The 17,815-nt window shown below is 71.5% G+C and carries 17 protein-coding genes; 3 read left to right on the top strand and 14 right to left on the bottom strand.

What is annotated here, in order from left to right:
* Positions 1–25: 25 nt before the first annotated feature.
* The 6 genes from ACTMTU_RS24415 to ACTMTU_RS24390 all read right to left on the bottom strand — a co-directional run bounded on the left by ACTMTU_RS24415 (position 26) and on the right by ACTMTU_RS24390 (position 6,716).
* A complete protein-coding gene (locus ACTMTU_RS24415; protein WP_441265625.1) occupies positions 26–880 on the bottom strand; it encodes a class I SAM-dependent methyltransferase in 855 nt (284 codons plus the stop codon).
* A gap of 134 nt (positions 881–1,014) precedes the next feature.
* The gene (locus ACTMTU_RS24410; RefSeq protein WP_441265624.1) at positions 1,015–2,682 is read right to left on the bottom strand and encodes a uroporphyrinogen-III synthase; all 1,668 of its coding nucleotides are present in this window, start codon (positions 2,680–2,682) and stop codon (positions 1,015–1,017) included.
* On the bottom strand, positions 2,679–3,638 hold the full coding sequence (gene hemC / locus ACTMTU_RS24405; RefSeq protein ID WP_441265623.1) for a hydroxymethylbilane synthase: 960 nt from the start codon (positions 3,636–3,638) through the stop codon (positions 2,679–2,681). Before hemC ends, ACTMTU_RS24410 begins: the two co-directional genes overlap by 4 nt.
* Positions 3,635–5,359, bottom strand: coding sequence for a glutamyl-tRNA reductase (locus tag ACTMTU_RS24400; protein ID WP_441265622.1), 1,725 nt, complete (start codon positions 5,357–5,359; stop codon positions 3,635–3,637). Before ACTMTU_RS24400 ends, hemC begins: the two co-directional genes overlap by 4 nt.
* Positions 5,356–6,081 carry a redox-sensing transcriptional repressor Rex gene (locus ACTMTU_RS24395; protein WP_441265621.1) on the bottom strand — a complete coding sequence of 242 codons (726 nt, stop codon included), beginning with the start codon at positions 6,079–6,081 and terminating at the stop codon, positions 5,356–5,358. The genes ACTMTU_RS24400 and ACTMTU_RS24395 overlap by 4 nt, the downstream gene beginning before the upstream one ends.
* 359 nt (positions 6,082–6,440) lie before the next feature.
* Positions 6,441–6,716, bottom strand: a complete 276-nt coding sequence (locus ACTMTU_RS24390) for a glutaredoxin family protein (protein WP_441265620.1) — start codon at positions 6,714–6,716, stop codon at positions 6,441–6,443.
* A 104-nt stretch (positions 6,717–6,820) separates the two neighbouring features.
* Between ACTMTU_RS24390 and ACTMTU_RS24385 the strand changes: the two genes are divergently transcribed.
* The 3 genes from ACTMTU_RS24385 (at position 6,821) to ACTMTU_RS24375 (ending at position 10,493) form a co-directional block, all read left to right on the top strand.
* Positions 6,821–7,762 (top strand): HAD family hydrolase, encoded by a 942-nt coding sequence (locus ACTMTU_RS24385; protein ID WP_364586109.1) that lies wholly within the window; start codon positions 6,821–6,823, stop codon positions 7,760–7,762.
* A 409-nt stretch (positions 7,763–8,171) separates the two neighbouring features.
* The gene (locus ACTMTU_RS24380; RefSeq protein WP_441265619.1) at positions 8,172–9,020 is read left to right on the top strand and encodes an ECF subfamily RNA polymerase sigma factor, BldN family; all 849 of its coding nucleotides are present in this window, start codon (positions 8,172–8,174) and stop codon (positions 9,018–9,020) included.
* Positions 9,021–9,296: 276 nt separating this feature from the next.
* Entirely contained in the window at positions 9,297–10,493 is a 1,197-nt protein-coding gene (locus tag ACTMTU_RS24375) for a DUF5667 domain-containing protein (RefSeq protein WP_441265618.1), read from the top strand.
* Between the two features lie 135 nt (positions 10,494–10,628).
* On the opposite strand, the gene ACTMTU_RS24370 is transcribed toward ACTMTU_RS24375, so the two are convergent.
* From ACTMTU_RS24370 to ACTMTU_RS24335, 8 genes are all read right to left on the bottom strand, one after another.
* Positions 10,629–11,798 (bottom strand): 1-acyl-sn-glycerol-3-phosphate acyltransferase, encoded by a 1,170-nt coding sequence (locus tag ACTMTU_RS24370; RefSeq protein WP_441265617.1) that lies wholly within the window; start codon positions 11,796–11,798, stop codon positions 10,629–10,631.
* A 15-nt stretch (positions 11,799–11,813) separates the two neighbouring features.
* Entirely contained in the window at positions 11,814–12,920 is a 1,107-nt protein-coding gene (locus tag ACTMTU_RS24365; protein WP_441265616.1) for an NAD-dependent epimerase/dehydratase family protein, read from the bottom strand.
* A gap of 199 nt (positions 12,921–13,119) precedes the next feature.
* Positions 13,120–13,218, bottom strand: coding sequence for a 30S ribosomal protein bS22 (locus ACTMTU_RS24360; protein ID WP_003948845.1), 99 nt, complete (start codon positions 13,216–13,218; stop codon positions 13,120–13,122).
* A gap of 122 nt (positions 13,219–13,340) precedes the next feature.
* Positions 13,341–13,553, bottom strand: coding sequence for a helix-turn-helix domain-containing protein (locus ACTMTU_RS24355; protein WP_014046653.1), 213 nt, complete (start codon positions 13,551–13,553; stop codon positions 13,341–13,343).
* Positions 13,554–13,681: 128 nt separating this feature from the next.
* Complete coding sequence (locus ACTMTU_RS24350) at positions 13,682–14,485, bottom strand: phosphatase (protein WP_441265615.1); 804 nt, start codon at positions 14,483–14,485, stop codon at positions 13,682–13,684.
* A gap of 97 nt (positions 14,486–14,582) precedes the next feature.
* A complete protein-coding gene (locus tag ACTMTU_RS24345) occupies positions 14,583–15,761 on the bottom strand; it encodes an acetoin utilization protein AcuC (RefSeq protein ID WP_441265614.1) in 1,179 nt (392 codons plus the stop codon).
* Positions 15,712–16,953 (bottom strand): MFS transporter, encoded by a 1,242-nt coding sequence (locus ACTMTU_RS24340; protein WP_441265613.1) that lies wholly within the window; start codon positions 16,951–16,953, stop codon positions 15,712–15,714. The genes ACTMTU_RS24345 and ACTMTU_RS24340 overlap by 50 nt, the downstream gene beginning before the upstream one ends.
* A 118-nt stretch (positions 16,954–17,071) precedes the next feature.
* On the bottom strand, positions 17,072–17,716 hold the full coding sequence (locus tag ACTMTU_RS24335) for an HAD family hydrolase (protein ID WP_441265612.1): 645 nt from the start codon (positions 17,714–17,716) through the stop codon (positions 17,072–17,074).
* Positions 17,717–17,815 lie beyond the last annotated feature (99 nt).

The raw sequence follows: 17,815 nt of genomic DNA, 5'->3' as shown, positions 1-17,815 counted from the left end.
ACAGCGCGTCGGTGGGACCGGGCTCCTACGGCTTGGTCGCGGTGACGATCCAGGCAGCGGACTCGTAGCGGACGCCTTCCGGGGTCAGATGGCAATCGAGGTCCGCGCGGAGCGACCGCAGGGCCCGCTCCCTGTCCTGCGCGTCGAGCCCTTCCAGCGCCCACTCCAGCATGCCGGAGACGAAATGCCCGGCGTGCTCGATGTCGCGTCCGAAGTTCATGGGCAGGGTGCGCCCGTCGAAGTGCGGCGAATCGAATCCGGCCGCCACGAGCACGTCGCCCACGACGTCCGGGTCGGCCATGGAGAACGGGCCGGGCGCGCCGGGAGGCGGCATGGGAAGGTCACGGCCGACCGCGACGGCGCCCAGGAAGGACGTGAACCATTCGTTGCGCTCCGCGTCCTGCCAGACGAGGAGTGCCAGCCGCCCGCCGGGCCGCAGGGCGCGGGCGATGTTGCGGAACGCGGTGACCGGCTCGGCGAAGAACACGCACCCGTTGCGGCTGACGGCCACGTCGAAGGCGCCGGTGGGGAACGGGTACGTCTGGGCGTCGCCCTGCTCGTAGCGGACGCTGTCGAGCCCTTCGCGCTCCGTCTCCTGCCTGGCGGCGCGCAGCATCGCCGCGGACAGGTCGATGCCGAACACGGGCCCGCCGACGGTGAGCCGGGCGGCGGCGCGGGAGGTCAGGCCGTTGCCGCAGCCGATGTCGAGCACCCGCTCGCCCCGCTGGAGCCTCGCGGCGTCGAGGAACGGGCGCTGGTAGGCGTGGACGGCGCGGTCGAAGTCCTCCGCGTGTGCCGCCCAGTAGGCGCCCTGGTCGCCGTCCCAGGCGCGTGCCTGCTCGGCGTTGGACGGATCGACGTGGAGAGTGCTGGCGCTCACAGGGGGTCACCCACTTGCCTGCCCGGAAGGATCCTTGTGCTTCCGGTGTACGCCTGTCTGCCCCCGCCTGTCGAACGTACGGAGGCGGGGCGGGTGGGGATCTCCCCGCCCGCCCCGCCTCCGGATCACGTCACTCAGGTCGTCGTGCGACGCCTCCGGCCGCCCGGACGGCGCTCCGACGGGCGCGTCACGTGCTCGCCCGCCTCGACCGCCGCGGCGCGGCGGGCCGCGCCGAACTCGGCCAGCGCCTCGGCCAGCCGGTGCACGGACGGCTCGGGGGACAGCACGTCCACCCGCAGCCCGTGCTCCTCCGCGGTCTTCGCGGTGGCGGGACCGATGCAGGCGATCACGGTCACGTTGTGCGGCTTGCCGGCGATGCCGACCAGGTTCCGCACCGTCGACGACGAGGTGAAGAGCACGGCGTCGAAGCCGCCGCCCTTGATCGCCTCGCGGGTGTCCGCCGGCGGCGGCGAGGCCCGCACGGTCCGGTAGGCGGTCACGTCGTCGACCTCCCACCCGAGCTCGATGAGGCCCGCGACCAGCGTCTCGGTCGCGATGTCGGCGCGCGGCAGGAAGACGCGGTCGATCGGGTCGAAGACCGGGTCGTAGGGCGGCCAGTCCTCCAGCAGACCGGCCGCGGACTGCTCACCGCTCGGCACGAGGTCCGGCTTGACGCCGAAGTCCACCAGCGCGGCCGCCGTCTGCTCGCCGACCGCCGCGACCTTGATCCCGGCGAAGGCGCGGGCGTCGAGCCCGTACTCCTCGAACTTCTCCCGCACCGCCTTCACGGCGTTGACGGACGTGAACGCGATCCACTCGTAACGGCCGGTGACCAGGCCCTTGACCGCGCGCTCCATCTGCTGCGGCGTGCGCGGTGGTTCGACGGCGATCGTCGGGACCTCGTGCGGCACGGCGCCGTAGGAACGAAGCTGGTCGGAGAGCGAGGCCGCCTGCTCCTTCGTACGCGGCACGAGCACCTTCCAGCCGAACAGCGGCTTGGACTCGAACCACGCGAGCTGCTCACGCTGTGCCGCGGCGCTGCGCTCACCGACCACGGCTATGACCGGCTGGTGGCCGTCGGGGGACGGCAGCACCTTCGCCTGCTTCAGCGTCTGCGCGATCGTGCCGAGCGTCGCCGTCCAGGTCCGCTGCCGCGTGGTCGTGCCGGCGACGGTGACGGTGAGCGGGGTGTCCGGCTTACGGCCGGCCGCGACCAGCTCGCCGGCCGCCGCGGCGACCGTCTCGAGCGTGGCGGAGACGACGGCCGTGCCGTCGCTGGCGCCGACCTCGCTCCAGCAGCGGTCGGAAGCGGTCCGCGCGTCGACGAACCTGACGTCGGCGCCCTGCTCGTCACGGAGCGGGACACCCGCGTACGCGGGCACGCCCACCGCGGTCGCCACACCGGGCACGACCTCGAAGGGAATCCCCGCCGCGGCGCAGGCGAGCATCTCCTGACCTGCGTCGGTGTCCAGGCCGGGGTCACCGGTCACCGCACGGACGACCCGCTTGCCGCCCCGTGCGGCCTCCATGACAAGATTGGCCGCATCCCTGAGTACGGGGATTCCGGCGGTTGTTGACACGTCGTCAATAACCGTCAGTTCAGGCGTGCTCACGCTCGCCCGCGCATGGCCGCGAACGACGTCGAGCACCTGCGGCTCGGCGACCAGCACGTCGGCGCCGGCAAGCGCCTCGACGGCGCGCAGAGTCAGCAGACCGGGATCGCCGGGACCGGCACCCAGGAAGGTGACGTGCCCGTGTCCGTGTGCCGGAAGGGGCGGACGGTTCGAGGTGGTGGGGCTCAAAGTGCTCGCTCCCCCATAAGACCAGCCGCACCCTTGGCGAGCATCTCGTCCGCGAGTTCGCGTCCGAGCGCCGCCGCGTCGTCGTGCGACGTGGGTACGGGACCGGTGGTGGACAGCTGCACCAGCGAAGAGCCGTCGGTCGTGCCGACGACGCCGCGCAGGCGCATTTCGGTGAATGCCTGGCCGTCGCCCAACAGGTCGGCCAGCGCACCCACAGGTGCGGAGCAGCCGGCCTCCAGGGCGGCGAGCAGGGATCGCTCGGCGGTCACGGCGGCCCGCGTGTGCGGGTCGTCGAGCTCGGCGAGCGCGGCGGTGAGGTCCGCGTCGGACGCGGAACACTCGATCGCCAGTGCCCCCTGGCCGGGAGCGGGCAGGACGAAGTCCACCGACAGGAAGTCGGTCACCTCGTCGGTCCTGCCGATGCGGTTGAGTCCGGCCGCGGCGAGCACGACGGCGTCGAGCTCCCCGTTCCGTACAAATCCGATGCGGGTGTCGACGTTGCCGCGGATCGGCACCGTCTCGATCGTCAGGCCGTGCGTGCGGGCGTACGCGTTCAGCTGCGCCATCCGGCGCGGCGAACCGGTCCCGATCCGGGCGCCGTTCGGCAGCCGTTCGAAGCTGAGGCCGTCGCGTGCGATCAGCACGTCGCGCGGGTCCTCACGCTTCGGCACGGCCGCGAGCGCCAGCTCGTCGGGCTGGGTCGTGGGCAGGTCCTTCAGCGAGTGAACGGCGAAGTCGACCTCCCCGCGCGCCAGCGCCTCACGCAGCGCGGCGACGAACACGCCGGTGCCGCCGATCTGCGCGAGATGCTCACGGGACACGTCCCCGTACGTGGTGATCTCGACGAGCTCGACGGCGCGGCCGGTCAGCCGGCGCACCGCCTCGGCCACTTGCCCGGACTGGGCCATGGCCAGCTTGCTGCGCCGGGTTCCGAGCCTCAGTGCCCTCTCGGTCATACTCGCCCTCGGTTCTTGACATCTGCGTCATTCAGGTCGGCCCGGCTGACGGAGGCGACCGTCTCCGGGTCGAGGTCGAAGAGTGTCCGCAGCGCGTCCGCGTACCCGGCGCCGCCGGGTTCTCCGGCCAGCTGCTTGACCCGCACGGTGGGCGCGTGCAGGAGCTTGTCCACCACGCGGCGCACGGTCTGGGTGATCTCGGCCCGCTGCTTCTCGTCGAGTCCGGTCAGCCGCCCCTCGAGGCGCGCCATCTCGCCCGCCACCACATCGGCGGCCATGGTGCGCAGGGCGACCACGGTAGGCGTGATGTGCGCGGCACGCTGGGCGGCGCCGAAGGCGGCGACCTCGTCGGAGACGATCGAGCGGACCTGGTCCACGTCGGCGGCCATGGGCGCGTCGGCCGAGGCCTCCGCGAGGGACTCGATGTCGACGAGGCGTACGCCCGCGAGGCGGTGGACGGCGGCGTCGATGTCCCTCGGCATCGCCAGGTCCAGCAGCCCGAGCCGTCCCGGCCCGGCGCCGTGCGCGACGACCGTGCGGTCCGCCCCCCGTGGGGCGCGTGAGCCGTTGTCGACCCAGGCGCCGTGCTGGACGAGGGAGTCGTCGAGCCCGACGGGGCACTCGGCGGCGTCCGTGACGGCGGGCTCGGTGCCCGGGGCAACATCCGCGGCCGCGAAGGCCACGGCGCTGTCCGCGCCCTGTTCCACGGCGGAGACCGGCGCGTCGGCGTCGGCAGCGGCGGGCGGCACCCCGGGAAGTCCCGCGAGGTCGTCGTGGCGTCCGGGCAGCTCGGCCACCCGTCCGTCGCGCGCCGCGACGGCGGCGAGGCGGGCGACCAGGCTTCCTTCCGGCGCACGCAGGTCCTCGAGGACCGCCGCGCCGGGCACCACGTGCTGCGCGAGCGCCGCCGCGACCGACTCGGCCGTCAGCACCAGGCCCGTCGCACCGGTGCACGACACGGCCACGTCGGCCAGGGCAAGCTCGGCGGGCACGTCCGACATGCGCACGGCGCGCGCGCTCACACCGCCCTCGGACAGCACCGCGGCCAGCCGCTCCGCGCGTTCCATGGTCCGGTTGGCGATGACGAGTTCCCGCACGCCGAGGCGCGCCAGCGTCGTGGCGGCCAGCGAGGACATCGAGCCGGCGCCGATGACGAGCGCCTTCCGGTCCCGTGCCCAGGTCTCGACCGGCTCGCCCGCGGCGAGCTGCTCGAGACCGAAGGTGACGAGCGACTGCCCGGCCCGGTCGATCCCGGTCTCGCTGTGCGCGCGCTTGCCGACCCGCAGCGCCTGCTGGAACAGGTCGTTGATCAGCCGTCCGGCGGTGTGCAGTTCCTGCCCGAGCGCCAGCGCGTCCTTTATCTGGCCGAGGATCTGCCCCTCGCCGACGACCATCGAGTCCAGGCCGCAGGCCACCGAGAAGAGGTGGTGGACGGCCCGGTCCTCGTAGTGCACGTAGAGATAGGGGGTGAGCTCCTCGAGGCCCACGCCGCTGTGCCGGGCGAGCAGCGTGGACAGCTCGGCGACACCGGCGTGGAACTTGTCCACGTCCGCGTACAGCTCGATGCGGTTGCACGTGGCGAGCACCGTCGCCTCGGTGGCGGGTTCCGCGGCCAGGGTGTCCTGGAGAAGCTTGATCCGCGCGTCGGTGGGCAGGGATGCCCGCTCCAGCACACTCACGGGTGCGCTGCGGTGGCTCAGCCCTACGACCAGGAGACTCATGCCGGCATCACCGCGGACATGTCACCGTCGGGGCCCTTGCGGTTCGCGGCCTCGGCCTCTTCGCCGGCCTTGCGCTGCTCGTGGAAGGCGAGGATCTGGAGCTCGATCGAGAGGTCGACCTTGCGCACGTCCACGCCGTCCGGCACGGACAGCACGGTGGGCGCGAAGTTCAGGATGGAGGTGACACCGGCGGCGATCAGGCGTTCGCACACCTGCTGCGCGGCGCCGGCGGGCGTGGAGATGACGCCGATCGAGACCCCGTTGTCGCTGATGATCTTCTCGAGCTCGTCCGTGTGCTGCACCGGGATGCCCGCGACGGGCCTTCCGGCCATGGTGGGGTCGGCGTCGATCAGCGCGGCGACCCGGAAACCACGGGACGCGAAGCCGCCGTAGTTGGCGAGCGCGGCGCCGAGGTTACCGATTCCTACGATCACAACCGGCCAGTCCTGGGTCAGGCCCAGTTCCCGGGAGATCTGGTAGACGAGATACTCCACGTCGTAGCCGACGCCCCGGGTCCCGTACGAGCCGAGGTAGGAGAAGTCCTTGCGCAGCTTCGCGGAGTTGACGCCCGCGGCCGCCGCGAGCTCCTCGGACGAGACCGTGGGTACGGAACGCTCCGACAGCGCGGTCAGTGCGCGAAGGTACAGCGGAAGCCGGGCGACGGTGGCCTCGGGGATTCCTCGGCTACGGGTCGCCGGTCGGTGATTTCGGCCAGTTGCCACGGTGCTCCTGGGGGATGAGCGAGGCTGCAGGCGGCCGTGTGTCCCAGGACCGCCCCGTCGACAGCAGGCTATGTCTTTGTGAACGCGTGCACAAAGATGGTGTCCGCTTTGTCCGTCCAAAGTGACCGGGGTCACGCAATTCGGCGGCCGGATCGAGGAACCGCGAACCGATCGTGACCGCAGGGCTACCGAAGGGCGCAAAATCGGACACTCTCCTCTCGAATACGCCCCCGAGACCGCCTGATTCCGCCTACTGTGCCCTGCCGTCATCGAATGCCGATAGGGCCGCGACGGCGCGCCGTGCACTTCCGTGGACGCGGGACCTGACGCGGCGCGGGTCCTGTCCGGGCGGACAGGACCTACGCGCCCAGCGCGCGCCGCAGCCGGGCCGCGTCCACCTTCCAGAAGGTGTGCTGCTCGCCGTCGACGAGCACCACCGGGATCTGCTCCCAGTAGGCGCGGTGCAGCTCCTCGTCCTGGTTGATGTCCTTCTCCTCCCAGGGGACGCCGGCCTCCGCGCACACCTGCTCCACCACGGCGCGCGCATCGTCACAGAGATGACATCCGGGCTTCCCGATGAGGGTCACCATGTGTTCCCCGGAGTTCTTCTTCGTACGCCGCAGCAGTGGACTCATACGCCCATTCTCGCCGCTCCCCTTAACAGCGCGGTCGCGGACTGTTCACGCCGCCGCATCCTCGTGCGTCAGGAAGTACCGAACAGACTGGCTATGCTCACGACATGGCCGCACTGGGATGGCTCACCCCGCGCAGGCGCTCCGCCACGGCACGCAGCGTGCTCGCGGGCGAAGCCGCAGCCGAGGCAGCACGGAAGTCCTCGCAGACGATCGAGGCACTCGAGGCACAGGACGTCACCGCCCCTGCCGTGGAACCGGAGTTCCCCGTCGCGGGCGACGAGCGCGCCGCCGCCTTCTTCGACCTCGACAACACGGTCATGCAGGGCGCCGCGATCTTCCACTTCGGCCGCGGGCTCTACAAGCGCAAGTTCTTCCAGCGCCGCGAACTGGCGAGGTTCGCCTGGCAGCAGGCGTGGTTCCGGCTGGCCGGCGTCGAGGACCCCGAGCACATGCAGGACGCCCGCGACAGCGCCCTCTCCATCGTCAAGGGCCACCGCGTCTCCGAGCTGATGAGCATCGGCGAGGAGATCTACGACGAGTACATGGCCGACCGCATCTGGCCGGGCACCCGCGCGCTCGCCCAGGCCCACCTCGACGCCGGCCAGAAGGTATGGCTGGTCACGGCGGCGCCCGTGGAGACCGCGACGATCATCGCCCGCCGCCTCGGCCTGACCGGCGCGCTCGGCACCGTCGCCGAGTCGGTCGACGGCGTCTACACGGGCAAGCTCGTCGGCGAACCGCTGCACGGCCCGGCGAAGGCCGAGGCCGTGCGCGCGCTGGCCGCGGCGGAGGGCCTCGACCTGTCCCGCTGCGCGGCGTACAGCGACAGCCACAACGACATCCCGATGCTCTCGCTCGTCGGCCATCCGTACGCGATCAACCCGGACACCAAGCTGCGCAAGCATGCCCGGCAGCGGGACTGGCGGCTGCGCGACTACCGCACCGGCCGCAAGGCGGCCAAGGTCGGCATCCCCGCTGCGGCCGGGGTGGGAGCCCTGGCGGGCGGCACCGCGGCCGCGGTCGCGCTCCACCGCCGCCGGCGCTGACGCGGTCACGCCCCACAGCCGCCGCCGCGGACCCCGCGCGGCCTTTCACCGACGGCCCGCGGCCGTCGCACGCTTCCGAACACGTGCTCCCCGGCGTGTCGGCGGCCAATCCACGGGTGTTACCCCTCCGGGCCCCCAGCCAGTCCTCTTGTCACGGCCCGGCCACAACTCACCGCCCGATAAGACAGTTGTCGACGTAATTCGATCAACAAGTGCTCACAATGTGCGACCAGTTGCGGCCCTAAGACGTAATAGAAGCGACGGAAACGACGATTTGAGCAACTGGGTGTAGCGCTGCCTGTACGAAGCGTTATTCTCCTCAGACGCATGACGGACCACCCCACCAGTCATCACGACGGGTGAACGGTCCCGCACTGCTCGTGATGGAAGCTCTGCCTCTGGGAGTCCCGTGTACCCACACGTCGGGGTTGACGCCTCGGGCCTGGCTACGCTGCGCGCAGCGGTCCTCGACCACTTGCGCGGCCTTGTCCCCGCCGCGTACACCGTCCCCGCATACGCCACCCCCGGCCTCGCCGCCGGCGGTCCGGCAGCACCCTGCTACGCCCTGACCGACGGCCTGCAGAAGGGTCCCGCGCGCAGCGCAGTCGACGAGGGGCGGCGGTCGGCCGACGGACGGGCCTCGGGCAGAAGGGCGGGCCGGGGCAGCTCAGGCGCCCACGCCGCCACCCGCCGGCCCACCGCCGACAGCGACAGCGCCCGCATGATGGACCTGGTCGAGCGCGCCCAGGCGGGCGAGGCCGAGGCCTTCGGCCGGCTGTACGACCAGTACAGCGACACCGTCTACCGCTACATCTACTACCGCGTCGGCGGAAAGGCCACGGCGGAGGACCTCACCAGTGAGACCTTCCTGCGCGCCCTGCGCCGCATCTCCACCTTCACCTGGCAGGGCCGGGACTTCGGCGCCTGGCTCGTCACGATCGCCCGCAATCTGGTCGCCGACCACTTCAAATCGAGCCGCTTCCGCCTGGAAGTGACCACCGGCGAGATGCTCGACGCCAACGAGGTCGAGCGCAGCCCGGAGGACTCGGTCCTGGAGTCCCTCTCCAACGCCGCGCTGCTCGAAGCCGTCCGCAAGCTCAACCCCCAGCAGCAGGAGTGCGTCACGCTCCGCTTCCTGCAAGGCCTGTCCGTCGCGGAGACGGCCAGGGCGATGGGCAAGAACGAGGGCGCGATCAAGACCCTTCAGTACCGGGCGGTCCGCACGCTCGCCCGACTGCTGCCCGACGACGCACGCTGAGCCGTTCCCCCGCGACAGAGCCCCACCGTTCCCCCACTCCCCCACGGCCCCCGTCCCCCGTCCCCAACTGACAATCGGTGACGCCTCGATGACGCACTGGTCCGATCATCTTTCGCGCGTAACCCAAGTGCCGCGACGCTCGTTGTGCGGAATGCAGGCTCCCTCTGGACGCGCCATGCCCGCAGCCACTCACTCGTTCGTGTGGATGTACTCAAGGTGTGCAACCCTCCAGACCCTCAGGGGAGTCGATCGTCATGACGAGAGGAGGTGCCGCCAGTGATCGCGAACGTTTCGGCGCACCGGCGGGCGAACGCCTTCGCCCAGGCCTTGGAAGACCAGGCGGCCGAACAGCCCGACGAATCGGTCGAGTCCGTCGAACCGCCCGAGCACGAACGGCTGTTGACCCTGGCCCACGGTCTCGGCGAACTGCCGAAGCCGCAGCTGGACCCCGAGGTCAAGGTGGTGCAGCGGGCACAGCTCGTGGCGGCGATGGAATCGCTGCTCCAGGAAGGCAGAGGGGGTGCGTCCACGGGCCCTACGGTGCCCGAGCAGCGGACCTCCGGCCGCGGCGCGCACCGGGCATCCCCGCTCCGGAAATTGCGACCGCGTTCCCGCTGGTCGAAAGGGCTCGCCGCCGGCGGGCTGACCGTCGGTGTGGCGGCCGGGGCATTCGGCGGAGTGGCCGCTGCAAGTTCCGACGCCCTCCCCGGTGACTCGCTGTACGGGCTGAAGCGCGGCATGGAGGACTTCAAGCTCGGCCTCGCGGACGGTGACTCCGACCGCGGTGAGCTCTACCTCGACCAGGCGTCGACCCGCCTGAGCGAGGCCCGCCGGCTGATGGAGCGGGACCGCGGCGGCGCACTGGACCACGAGTCCCTGGGCGAGGTCCGCCGCACGCTCAACGGCATGCGGCACGACGTCACCGAAGGCCACCGCCTGCTCAGCGCCGCATACGAGCGCGACGGGTCGCTCGCCCCGATGGCCGCGCTCAATTCCTTCTCCCGCTCGCACCGCGACACGTGGGACGGACTGCGCGACCGGCTGCCCGCCCAGCTGACCGACGTCGGCAACGACGTCGACTCCGCCTTCGACGCCATAGACGAACAGGTCGGCCCGCTCGAGTCGATGCTGCCCCGCACCCCGGAGAAGCAACGCGACTCCCAGGGCCCGGGCGCCTCACAGGACTCGGGGCGCACCGCCGACCCGGACCGTACGGCATCGACTTCGCCCGGCGCCGACGGCGGGCACGGGAGCGGGGACACCAGTCCCAGCCCGTCCGGCTCCACCTCGGGTTCGCCGAACGACGGCCTGCTCGGGGGCAACACCGGTGGTCTCCTCGATCCGCCGCAGGGGCAGGCGAGCCCCTCCCCGTCCGGCAAGGGCTCGGAGCCGCCGCATCCGGAGATCACCATCCCGCCGCTGCTGCCGGGCATCCTCCCGGGTCTCGGTTTCGAGGCCGAGGACGACGGCTGACGTCGGCGGAAGCACCACGCGCGGCTGAGGGGTGGGTCCCGGTCGGGACCCACCCCTCACCGGTGTCCATGACGCTCCGGCAGCGTCGGCACGGCCAGGCGCTGTCCGGGCGGTCTGCTCGGGCCCGGGCAGGACCTAGAAGAAGACCGAGCGGCGCTGCACCAGCAGCTTGTAGAGCGTGTGCTGGATCTGCTCGCGCACCTGGTCCGTCAGGTTGAACATCAGCATCGGGTCCTCCGCCGCCTCCGGCGGGTACCCGTCCGTCGCGATCGGCTCCCCGAACTGGATCGTCCACTTCGTCGGCAGGGGCACAGCCCCCAGCGGTCCGAGCCACGGGAACGTCGGAGTGATCGGGAAGTACGGGAAGCCGAGCAGCCGCGCCAGCGTCTTCGCGTTGCCGATCATCGGGTAGATCTCCTCCGCCCCGACGATCGAACACGGCACGATCGGCACGCCCGCCCGCAGTGCCGTGGAGACGAAGCCGCCCCGGCCGAAACGCTGAAGCTTGTAACGCTCGCTGAACGGCTTGCCGATGCCCTTGAAGCCCTCCGGCATCACACCGACGACCTCACCGCACTGGAGCAGCCTTTCCGCGTCCTCCGTGCACGCCAAGGTGTGACCGGCCTTCCGGGCCAGTTCGTTGACCACCGGCAGCATGAACACCAGATCCGCGGCCAGCAGCCGCAGATGGCGGCCCGCCGGATGGTTGTCGTGCACGGCGACCTGGAGCATCAGCCCGTCCAGCGGCACGGTGCCCGAGTGGTTCGCCACCACCAGCGCCCCGCCCTCCGACGGGATGTTCTCGATGCCCTTGACCTCGACGCGGAAGTACTTCTGGTACATCGGCCGCAGCATCGACATCAGGACCTGGTCGGTGAGCTCGGCGTCGTAGCCGAACTCGTCGACCTCGTAGTCGCCCGTGAGGCGTCGCCGCAGGAACGCCAGCCCGCCGGCGATCCTCCGGTCCCAGCCGCTGTCCGCCGGCCCCGGCGTCTCCCCGGCGGCCGTCACGGGGGCCTCGGCGGCCCTCCCGTCCTGCGGGGAGCCGCCGGCCTCACCCGACACGCCGGAAGCCGCGGAGACGGCGCCACGGACCGGCTCGGCGGGGGCCGCCGGGCCGGTGTCGGGGCCCGTACCGCCCTCACCGGCCTGCGGGCCGGGCAGCGGGCTCAGCGCGGCGTCCCGCACCGCCGCCGGTTCCGCCTTGCGCAGGCCGCCGGACGCGGAGCGCCGCCGTGCCGGGCGCTGCGCGGCGCCGCCGCGCGACCGGTCGTCGTCGAACGGAATGACCTTGGCGTCCGCCATCGTCGGCTGCGCTCCTTATCCGGGCTGTCCGCTGCTGTGCGTCGTCTGGGTGACCGCTCGCCCGCCGTCCTCGACGGGCACCGCGTCGAGGACGCCGAGCGACAGGGCCTCCGCGACCCGGTCCACCGCCTCGGCGACCGCCTTCGGCGGCAGCAGCCCCGGGCCACGGCTGCGTGCGAAGTCCGCGAACGTCTCCGCGGTCGTGTACTTCGGCCGGAAGCCCAGTGTCTCGCGCATCTGAACGGTGCTCACCACCCGTCCGTGCGTGAGCAGCCGGATCTGCTCGGGCGAGAAGTCGGTGAAACCGACCGTCCGCAGCGCCGAGCCCACCCAGGTGACCGCAGGGAGCAGCAGCGGGATCGTCGGCCGCCCCAGCCGCCGCGAGCACTGCGACAGCGTCAGCACACCGTCACCCGCGATGTTGAAGGTGCCGCTGTTGAGCGTGCCGCGGCGCGGCTCGTGGAGGGCGATCCGCAGTACGTCGATCACGTCGTCCTCGTGGACGAACTGGAGCCGGGGGTCGTAGCCGAAGACCGTCGGCATCACCGGCAACGAGAAGAACTCGGCGAGCGGCGAGTCCGCGCACGGTCCGAGGATGTTGGCGAAGCGCAGCACGCACACCGCCACGTCGGGCCGGCGGCGGGCGAAGCCGCGTACGTATCCCTCGACCTCGACGGCGTCCTTGGCGAATCCACCGCTCGGCAGCGACTTGGGCGGGGTGGTCTCCGTGAAGACCGCCGGGTCGCGGGGGGCGGAGCCGTACACGCTCGTACTCGATTTGATCACCAGCCGCTTGACGGTCGGTGACTTCTGGCAGGCGCCGAGCAGCTGCATGGTGCCGATGACGTTGGTCTCCTTGACGGCCGTGCGGCCGCCGGCGCCCAGCGGCGTCCCGGTGACGTCCATATGGACCACCGTGTCCACGGCGTGCTCGGCGAGGACCCTCGCGATCGCGGGCCGGCGGATGTCGGCACGCACGAACTCGGCCCCGCCCAGATGGTGTCCGGGCCCCTCGGCGTCGACCCCGATCACCCGGTCCACCTCGGGATCCCGCTGGATCCGCCGTACGAGACGGCCGCCGAGCTGCCGGGCCACTCCGGTGACGAGCACGACCTTGCCCAAGATCAGCGCCTTCCCTAGCTCCTGGCGTCACCGTAGCGCGTCACTGTTGCGCTGTGATGACCGCACGACGGACTTTTGCCACGTCGTGTCCACCAGTGCTCCACTCTTGCTCCGTACGGAGTCCGTCCCGGACCCGGAGAAGCACCTCGGCCCCTCCACCGGACTGGTGGAGGGGCCGAAGGACACGCTCAGCTGCCGCTTACTTCTTGTTGCGACGCTGAACGCGGGTGCGCTTGAGCAGCTTGCGGTGCTTCTTCTTGGCCATCCGCTTACGCCGCTTCTTGATAACAGAGCCCACGACTACCCTCGCTCACTTCTCTTCACTCGGTGCGGGGCGTCTGGGCCCACACGACCTACGTCGGCCTAGCCTACCTGCCGCTGAGTGAGGGACGTAATCCGAGGGCGGCCGTCCCTCCTCCGTTACGCGGATTCCACCCCCACGAAGGATTCGCGGAGATACTCGTGAACCGCTTGCTCCGGTACCCGGAAGGACCTCCCCACCCGGATCGCCGGCAGATGACCACTGTGCACCAAGCGGTACACGGTCATCTTCGACACCCGCATCACCGAGGCGACTTCCGCCACGGTAAGGAACTTGACCTCGTTGAGAGGCCTCTCGCTGCCAGCAGCCATGACCCACCTGTACCTTCCGCACCCGACGCGCACCGGCTTCCCCTCCGGTGACTCTTCGTCGCTGTGCGCTCACTGCCCAGACTAGGGGCGGGTGATGCGAGTGGGGAAGAGGAGCAGCGATCGGCCGCCTACTGTGACAGACACGCCCGATTGAGCACATAGCGCGTCAACGGCCGGTAGTAATCGGACCTTACGGCGTCATCAAGCGGAACGGCGACGGACACCTGCCCCTCCGCCTCACCGACGAACAGCGCCGGATCGTCGGTGTCGGCCAGTCCGATGGCCTCGATACCCAGTTGACCTGCTCCGCAGACCCAGCCGTGATCACCGACGACCAGGTCGGGCAGCCGCCCGCCGGCGTCCGCGGCCGCCCCCAGCGCGACCCTGACCGGCAGCGGGGAATGACTGTGGGCTCCCGCGCCGCCGGCGCCCGCCTCCCGGAGCCGCGCCACCCCCCGTACGTATTCGAGCCGGTACGTGCGTACGCCGAACCGGGTCGTTATGTCGACACATCGCCCCTGCGCGGGTGTGAGTACGGAACACCCCGCCGCCGACAGCGCGTCTGCCAGATCGGCGTAGAACCCGAGCAGCCGGTGCGGATGTCCGGTGCCGAACAGCACCGCCCCGCCCTGCGCGGCCACCGCGCCCAGCCGCTCCGCGAACGCGGCGAGCCTGCCGAGGGTCCGCTCCGGGTCGATGACGTCCGCCCCGGTCACGTGCTCGGGATCGGCCGAGACCCCGCACCTGTCCGCCATGAGGGCGATGACGTCCCGCACGCTCCAGGCCCACCGGGGGTCCAGTCCGAGGGTGACCCGCGGATCGCGGGCGACGAACGCGCGATAGCTGCGCAGACTCGTCTCCCGGGAGGTGGCGACGTCACCGGCCAGCCGGGACGCCAGCAGATGCGCCCGCAGCGCCTCGGTGCTCAACACCCTCCCGATGCTGACGCAGAGAGACACCCACCACGCGAAAACCCCGAACAACCCGCACAGTTGGCCCAACGTCCGTCAGGCACCCGGTCGGCCGGCCTCAGGCAAGCAGTCCCCGCAGCGGGAAGACCGCCCGCCGCGTCGCCAGCACCGCCTGGTCCAGCCGGTCCGCGGGGTCGTAGCCCTCCTCCCAGCCGCGCCAGGCCGCCGGCCACCGGCCGTCCGTCATCCGGGCCGGAGCCAACTGCCGCGTCCGCGCGTACACCTCGTCCCGCCACGACGAGGGAATCACCGACTCGGGCTCGACCGGCTGGTGCGCCGCGATCCCCACCAGATGCGTCCACGACCGGGGGACCACGTCGACCACCGCGTAACCGCCGCCGCCGAGCGCGAGCCACCGGCCGCCCTCCACGTGCTCGTGCGCCAGGGCGTGGCACGCCTCCTGGACGGCGCGCTGCGCGTCGAGCGACACCGCCAGGTGCGCCAGCGGGTCCTCGAAGTGTGTGTCCGCCCCGTGCTGTGTCACCAGGATCTGCGGCCGGAAGTCGGCCAGCAGTTCGGGCACGACCGCGTGGAACGCCCGCAGCCAGCCCTGGTCCCCCGTGCCGGCCGGCAGCGCCACGTTCACCGCGGAGCCCTCCGCGGGACCGGCCCCGCCCGTCTCCTCCGGCCGGCCGGTCTGCGGGAACAGGGTCTGCGGGTGTTCGTGCAGCGACACCGTCAGGACCCGCGGGTCGTCCCAGAACGCCGCCTGCACGCCGTCCCCGTGGTGGACGTCCACGTCGACGTAGGCCACCCGTTCCGCGCCGAGCTCGAGCAGCCGCGCGATGGCCAGCGACGCGTCGTTGTAGATGCAGAACCCGGAGGCGCTCCCCGGCATCGCGTGGTGCAGCCCGCCGGCGAAGTTGACCGCATGGTCGGCCTCTCCGCGCCACACGGCCTCCGCCGCGCCGACGGACTGCCCGGCGATCAGCGCCGACGCCTCGTGCATCCCCTCGAACGCCGGGTCGTCGACCGTGCCGAGCCCGTACGACTGGTCCGCGGCCTTCGGGTCGGCCGACGCCGCCCGCACCGCGTCCACGTAGTCCTCCCGGTGCACGAGCCGCAGCGTCGACTCCCCGGCCGGCCTGGCGGCGACCACCCGCATCGCCCGGTCCAGCCCGTAGGCCCGCACCAGCCCCATGGTCAGTGCGAGCCGCACCGGATCCATCGGATGGCCGGAACCGAAGTCATACCCGGTTACCGCCTCGTCCCACATCAGCAATCCGCGGCCGCTCATGCCCGACACCGTATCGGGCCCTCCCGTCGCCGAACGATCCGGCGTACACCAGCGTCAACAACACGAGCGCCATCGGTACGAGCATCGCCCCGCGGTAGCTCCAGGCGTCCCCCAGCGCCCCGACCAAGGGCGACCCGATGAGGAAGCCGACGTAGTTGAAGACGTTCAGCCGCGCCACGGCCGCGTCGCTCCGGCCCTCGAACAGCCGGCCCGCCGCCGCGAAGGTCTGCGGCACGATCACGCACAGGCCGAGCCCCAGCACCGTGAAGCCCGCCATGCCCGTCCACGCCCCTGGCGCGGCCGCCACCACGGCGAACCCGGCCGCCGCCAGCACCGCCCCGCACCGGACGACGGCCACGGCCCCGAAGCGCCGCACCCCGAGGTCCCCGACGGCCCGGCCCACCAGGGTCGTCACCATGTAGGCGTTGTACGGGACGGTCGCCAGCTCCTCCGAGCTGCCGAGGACGTCCTGCAGATATTTGGCGCTCCAGTTGGAGACGGTCGAGTCGCCGATGTACGCGAAGGTCATCACCAGCGCGAGCGGCAGCAGCATCCTGAACGCCACCCGGCCGCCGTCGCCGGCCGCGCTGTTCTTGCCGCCGTCGCCGGTCTCCGGGCGGCCTTGTGGGCGCTCCCCGCCGTAGTACCACCGGCTGCCCATCAGCGCCGCGGGCACCAGCACCACGACCACCGGGGAGTAGGAGACGACGAGCGCCAGGTCCCAGTGGGCACCCGCCCAGGCGAGTGAGGCGCCGACGATCCCGCCGAGGCTGTACGCCGCATGGAAGCCGAGCATGATGCTGCGCCCGTACGCCGCTTGGAGTCCGACGCCCAGCATGTTCATCGACGCGTCGAGCGCGCCCACCGACAGCCCGAACACCCCGAGCGCGACGGCCACGTGCCACATCTCGTCACCCGCGGCCACACCGAGCAGCGCCAGCAGCACCACCGGCTGGGCCCAGCGAAGCACCGCACTCACGGGCGCGCGCCGCACGATCCGCTCGGTCAGCACGCTGCCCACCCCGGCGAGGACGGGCACCGCCGCGAGGAACAGCGGCAGCAGGGCGTCGGATATCCCGTACCGCTCCTGGATGGCGGGTATTCGGGTCACGAGGAGAGCGAACGCGACACCCTGCGAGGAGAAACTGAACGCGAGGGAGGTCCGCCCGTGGCGCAACCGCGGTTCTGTCATGGCCGCACAGCGTAAGCCCGGGCTCTACCGGACGGTAGACGCGTCACACGGGCAGCGTCGTACGACCCGCTCCACCGCGAACGGCGCCGCCGACCTGCCGGCGTCGCCCGGGCAGCGTTCATGCGAGGAGTGCGGGCAACTCCGCCATGGTTGCGAAGTGTCCGTCGGCGCCCGCCAGTTCGGCCGCAGGGGTCATGGCGGTGAATCCGTACACGTCCATCCCGGCCGCGAGCGCCGCCTGCACGCCGAGACGGCTGTCCTCGACGACCACGCACCGCTCGGGCGCCACACCCATCCGCTCGGCGGCATGGAGGAACAGGTCGGGTGCCGGCTTGCCCCTGCCGACGTCCTGGGCGCTGAAGACGGTCCCTTCCCTGAACCACCGGTCCAGTCCGGTCGTGCGGTGCCCGATCCGGATGCGCTCATGACTGCCGGACGACGCGACGCAGTAGGGGACGGCATCGGCGCGGAGCTTCTCGAGCACTTCGGTCACCCCGTCGACAGCCGCCAACTCCCGTTCGAACGCAGCGAAGACGCGGGCATGGAACGTGTCGTCGAAGTCCGCCGGCAGGTCCTGCCCGGTCCGCTCCCGGACGATGTCGTGCACCCGGTGCATCGCGGCGCCCATGTAGTCCCGCAGGGACTCCTCGTACGTGGTGGGGTGCCCCAGCTCGGTGAGATAGGCAGCCAGGAGGGTGTTGGACAGGGGCTCGCTGTCGACGAGCACTCCGTCGTTGTCGAAGATGACGAGGTCATAGCGCATGCGGCCGACCCTAATCGACCCCTGAACGCAGGAAAGCCCCGCACCAGAGGTGCGGGGCTTTCCCACAATGATTGTTCGGCGGCGTCCTACTCTCCCACA

This window comes from Streptomyces sp. OZ13 (assembly GCF_052068155.1).
In the GTDB taxonomy this organism is placed as follows: Bacteria; Actinomycetota; Actinomycetes; order Streptomycetales; family Streptomycetaceae; genus Streptomyces.
This window is presented reverse-complemented; position numbering and strand designations above follow the sequence as displayed.